Origin of the sequence: uncultured Cyclobacterium sp., assembly GCF_963976465.1 — a bacterium.
Lineage (GTDB): Bacteria > Bacteroidota > Bacteroidia > Cytophagales > Cyclobacteriaceae > Cyclobacterium.
In genome coordinates, this window is the sequence record NZ_CAXBOC010000447.1 from 1 (window position 1) to 4,750 (window position 4,750).

Here is a 4,750-nt window from a genome sequence, read left to right on the forward strand (position 1 = left end):
TGAAGAGGTAGCCTCATCATTCGTTTTATTTGCTGTCTTATTGTCATTTGAAGCTGTACCGCAAGCCATAAAGATCATTAGATAACAGGCGTTAATTAGATTTTTCACTTTCATTTTTTTCATCGGTTTTGTTTATACCGCTGGCCAATTCATGAGTTTTGGGATGGTATTTTCCTTTTAAATCGTCTTCTTTAGATTTGGACCAAAGTTTTACTCCGGAGAAATAGGAAGCCCTACCTATCATATGTGCACCTACAGGAGCCGTTAGCAATATGAATACAATTATTGCCAAAACCCTGGAAGTAATTCCAATTTCATTGAAATAAACCGCAGCAGAAATCAGCAATAAACCTATGCCCAGTGTGGCTGCTTTGGTAGTAACAGAAATCCGTAGGTAAAGATCGGGCATTCGAATTACCCCAACTGCTGCAAGTAATATAAATAGGGCCCCAAGGGAGCTTAGAATTATGATTATTAAATCACTCATTTTTTTCTCTTTTATCTAAATAATAAGAAAATGCGACAGTACCTAAGAAGGCAATCAAGGCCATAATCATGGCGATATCGAGAAAGGCCGGTTGGTTGGTATAAATACTGTAAATGGTAATGATGCCAATTCCGGTAGTAAGCAGTAGGTCAAGCGCTACCACCCTGTCTGATAGGGAAGGGCCAATAAGAAACCTGATAAATATCAACAGGGTAGAAATGGCCAGTACCGGAAGGATTATATAATATAGGAAGTCGTATACGCTCATCTCAAAATCTCCAATAGTTTACGTTCAAATCCATTTTTAATATCAGCAATAAAGTGCTCTTTGTTTTTGACATACATGGCATGTACATAGAGTACTTTCCGGTCATCCGACACATCCAGACTTAAGGTTCCCGGTGTTAGGGTAATAAGGTTGGCCAATAAGGTGATCTCCATATCTGTTTTTGCATCAAGAGGGATTTTGATGATGCCCGGTTTCATAAAATAACTGGGAGTTATGACATCATAGGCCACCTGCAAATTGGCTTTTACCAGTTCGGACAAGAAAAAGAATATAAAGGCAATCACTTTTGGTCCTCGGTAGAGATACCTGTTGTCTTCTCCTCGTTGTGCAATAAGCCACATCAACAAGAAACTCAAGGTAAAGCCAAACACGAAATTTATAAAAGAGAAATCACCTGTTACTGCCAGCCAAATAAAGGAAAGCAATAGGTTACTAAGAAACCTAGTTTTTATCATTTTTCTGTCGAATTAATTGCCCAAAACTGCTTGAATATATTGTGTGGGATCCATGAGATTTTCTCCGATTTTTATAGACAATCGCATGACCCACTCAGCGCCAAAGCCAATTCCTAGTGAAATTAAAGAAAGGAAGAGTATGGATCCAATCATGGCTCTTCTTTTCAGAGGTTTTAAGGCATTAAAATATTTGATATGCTTTTTCTCTGGTAGCTCAGGGCCATCTTTCCAGAAGACTTCAGACCACATGCGTGTGATAATGAATAAGGTAAGAAAACTTCCCAGTATTACGAAAACCACCACCAATATATTTGTTTGTTCAATGGCCCCTTGAAGGATAAGCAACTTGCCCCAAAAGCCTGATAATGGAGGAATTCCTACCAAGCTAAAGAGTGGGATTGCCATCAAGAGACTTAATTTCGGATGTTCCTTATAAAAACTGCCAAGCAAACGCATGGAATAGGTTCCTTTGAATTTAAATATCAATCCGCTGACCATGAAAAGATTGGTTTTCACCACAATGTCATGCACCAGGTAAAAGATGGCTCCGGCAATGGCCAAACTGCTATAAACCCCCAAACCTGCAAGCATAAACCCAATGTGGCAAATAATCAGGTAGCTAATTACTTTTCTCATATTGTTTTGAATCAGCGCACCTATTCCACCTGACAGAATGGTAAAAATCGCCAAAACCATGATGACTGTGGAGAGAAAAGCATCCGGTACAAAGATCAAAGTAAACACCCTTAGCAAGGCATAAACCCCTACCTTGGTAAGTAGTCCTCCAAAAATGGCTGAAATGGCCGGGGGAGGGGTATGGTAGGAGGCCGGTAGCCAAAAATACAATGGGAAAACGGCTGATTTAATTCCAAACCCTACAAGAAAGAGTACGGCGGTTACATTTACCAAACCTCTGTTTTCTATCTTAGCAACTCTCAAGGAAAGGTCAGCCATATTCAAACTGCCGGTCAAGCCGTAAAGGATGGCAATGGCGGTAAGAAAGATGACCGAGGCCAATAAGTTCATGGTAACATATTTGATGGCACCTTCTATCTGTGCTTTCTCTCCTCCAATGGTGAGCAATACAAAGGAAGATATGATGATGATTTCAAACCAGACATACAGGTTGAAGATATCTCCTGTAAGGAATGCTCCACTGAGTCCCATGATTAGCAGGTGGAAAATGGGGAAATACCCAAATTTAACCCGGGCATTTCGGATGCTTCCCACGGAGTAAACACTTACAGCTAAGCCTGCAATTGCGGTAAGCAGTACCAAAAGAGAACTGAAGGTGTCTGCGACGAAGGTGATCCCAAAAGGAGCAGCCCAACCTCCTGCTTGCATGACCTGAATGCCCTCGGTATTTACTTTTACCAAAAGCAAAATGCTAATTACAAGGGCGATTAGAGATCCGGTTACAGAAATTAGCTTTTGAATATTCTTGCTGTTCCAGGAGAACATCAATAACACGGCTATAAAAAGCTGGAAAATTACCGGTAAAACAATGTATGGGTTGTTCATAAGTCTTCGTCGGTTGCGTTCATTTCGTCCAGATCGTCTGTTTTAACCACCTTGTAAGCCCTTTTGACCAGAATTATCGCGAAGGCCTGCAGTCCAAAACTAATAACTATGGCTGTAAGGATTAATGCCTGTGGTACAGGGTCTGCATACAATTCTCCCAGCATCTTTTCTGAAGATGCAATAATAGGGGGCTGTCCTTTGACAATTTTCCCCAGTAGAAATATTAACAGATTGGCTCCGTTGCCGAGCAAGATCAAACCAATAATCAGCTTGACCAAACTTCTTCTCAGCATCATATAGATGCCTGCGGCATACAAGAGCCCTATGATTATTACCAATAAAATTTCCATATTATAATCCTTCTGATATGGTGAAAATAATGGTGAGGGTAACACCTATAACGACCAGGTAAACGCCCGTGTCGAAAAATAAAGCAGAACCTACCTTACCAATGACTGGTACTGCATTCTCCATCCATAACCCTGTCATAAAGGTATCCCCGAAAAACAAGGGCAAGGCGCCGGATACCAAGGCCAATAGTAGGCCTACAGGCATCAAAAATCCCGGATGGAAGGTCATGATGTTTTTCGTTTTATCGATTCCATTGGCAAAAGAATGAATTACAAAAGCAATGGAAGCCATTAATCCCCCAACAAAACCTCCGCCCGGTAAATAATGACCACGCAATAGGATGAAGATTGAAAAAAGCAAGAGCAAGGGAAGCAAGTATGCCGATGCTGTCTTAAATATGATGGTTTTCATAATTATTCTTTTTCAGTACTTTTAAGATGAAGTTTCAAAAGGCCAAATACACCGATGGCTGCAATGGCCAATACAGTGATTTCCACAATGGTATCAAAGCCCCTGAAATCTACCAGGATAACGTTCACCACATTTTTTCCTTTACCTAGAATATAAGCGTTCTTTGCATAGTATTCACTGATTTCCTTGGTTACCGATTCATTCATTACCTCCAAGGTCAATACGCTGATAAGCCCACCAAACACCAAGGCGAGTAAGCCGTCCCGGATTTTGTCATTGTTATCAGGCAATACCAAGTACCTTGGAAGATTATACAAGACCAAAACAAATAGAATAACCGTGAGGGTATCTATAGAAAACTGGGTCATGGCCAGGTCAGGTGCAGAATAAAACAAAAAGATCATACAGAAAGAGTATCCCACTACACCTAGAGAGGCTACAGCCGTAAGTCTGGAATTTGAAAATACAGTGAAGAAAATGGCAGTGGCCATGATCACGACTACCACCGCCTCATAGAATGTGACATCGGAGAGTTTGGATGTATCCAGGTATAGCTCTACACCTGAGAAGAAGCGGTAAGCTAACAAAATGCATAGGAAGGACAGGATGGTGATGAGGTAGAACCTTAGGTATCCATTTTGGAAAAACTTTGTCCATATCCTGCTAAGGCCTACAAAAGCATCGGCAATTTTGTTGATAATTGTATGGGGGGAAATCTTTTCAAACCTTGTTACCTTCGCAAGTAGCCCTTCAGAAGGTTTCAATAAGAAATACAAGGCGATGCCTGAACCAATGGTGATGGCACTAAGAACCAAAATCAGGTTGAAACCATGCCAAAGTTTTAAGTGAAAATCCGGGGTGCCTCCTGTGATGGATTGTACGACGGGCTTTATAATGCCTCCTTCAATTAATCCCGGGGCCAGACCGAAAAGAATTCCCAATATGCCAAGCAACATTGGGGGAAGGTACATGGCCGGGCTAGGCAGGTGAAGCTTTTGGTATTTTTCCGGTAGTTTCCCTACAAAAGGTTTTATTCCGGCTAAAAAACCGGCAAATAATAAGGCTGCATTGGTAATGATGGCCAGACCGGTTAGGATCCAAGCAATGTCTCCCATGCCCAAGGTCGCCTCATAAATCAAGTCTTTTCCCACAAATCCAAAGGAAGGAGGAATACCGGCATTGGAGATGGCGGCAAGAATGGCTGCAATTCCCACGGGAAGCATTACCTTATTTAAA

At 41.4% G+C, this 4,750-nt stretch carries 7 protein-coding genes; all 7 read right to left on the minus strand.

Annotation, left to right across the window (positions count from 1 at the left end):
* Nucleotides 1-91: 91 nt before the first annotated feature.
* Nucleotides 92-487 carry a monovalent cation/H(+) antiporter subunit G gene (mnhG, locus tag AAC037_RS19935; protein WP_339905087.1) on the minus strand — a complete coding sequence of 132 codons (396 nt, stop codon included), beginning with the start codon at nucleotides 485-487 and terminating at the stop codon, nucleotides 92-94.
* Entirely contained in the window at nucleotides 480-755 is a 276-nt protein-coding gene (locus AAC037_RS19940; RefSeq protein WP_014020893.1) for a cation:proton antiporter, read from the minus strand. Before AAC037_RS19940 ends, mnhG begins: the two co-directional genes overlap by 8 nt.
* Nucleotides 752-1,231 carry a Na+/H+ antiporter subunit E gene (locus tag AAC037_RS19945; protein ID WP_339905088.1) on the minus strand — a complete coding sequence of 160 codons (480 nt, stop codon included), beginning with the start codon at nucleotides 1,229-1,231 and terminating at the stop codon, nucleotides 752-754. Before AAC037_RS19945 ends, AAC037_RS19940 begins: the two co-directional genes overlap by 4 nt.
* Before the next feature lie 12 nt (nucleotides 1,232-1,243).
* The gene (locus tag AAC037_RS19950) at nucleotides 1,244-2,752 is read right to left on the minus strand and encodes a proton-conducting transporter membrane subunit (protein WP_339905090.1); all 1,509 of its coding nucleotides are present in this window, start codon (nucleotides 2,750-2,752) and stop codon (nucleotides 1,244-1,246) included.
* A complete protein-coding gene (locus tag AAC037_RS19955; RefSeq protein WP_014020896.1) occupies nucleotides 2,749-3,102 on the minus strand; it encodes a Na+/H+ antiporter subunit C in 354 nt (117 codons plus the stop codon). Before AAC037_RS19955 ends, AAC037_RS19950 begins: the two co-directional genes overlap by 4 nt.
* Nucleotide 3,103: 1 nt before the next feature.
* A complete protein-coding gene (locus tag AAC037_RS19960) occupies nucleotides 3,104-3,514 on the minus strand; it encodes a Na+/H+ antiporter subunit B (RefSeq protein ID WP_014020897.1) in 411 nt (136 codons plus the stop codon).
* Between the two features lie 2 nt (nucleotides 3,515-3,516).
* On the minus strand, nucleotides 3,517-4,750 hold a 1,234-nt coding region (gene mbhE / locus AAC037_RS19965), incomplete at its 5' end, for a hydrogen gas-evolving membrane-bound hydrogenase subunit E (protein WP_339905093.1).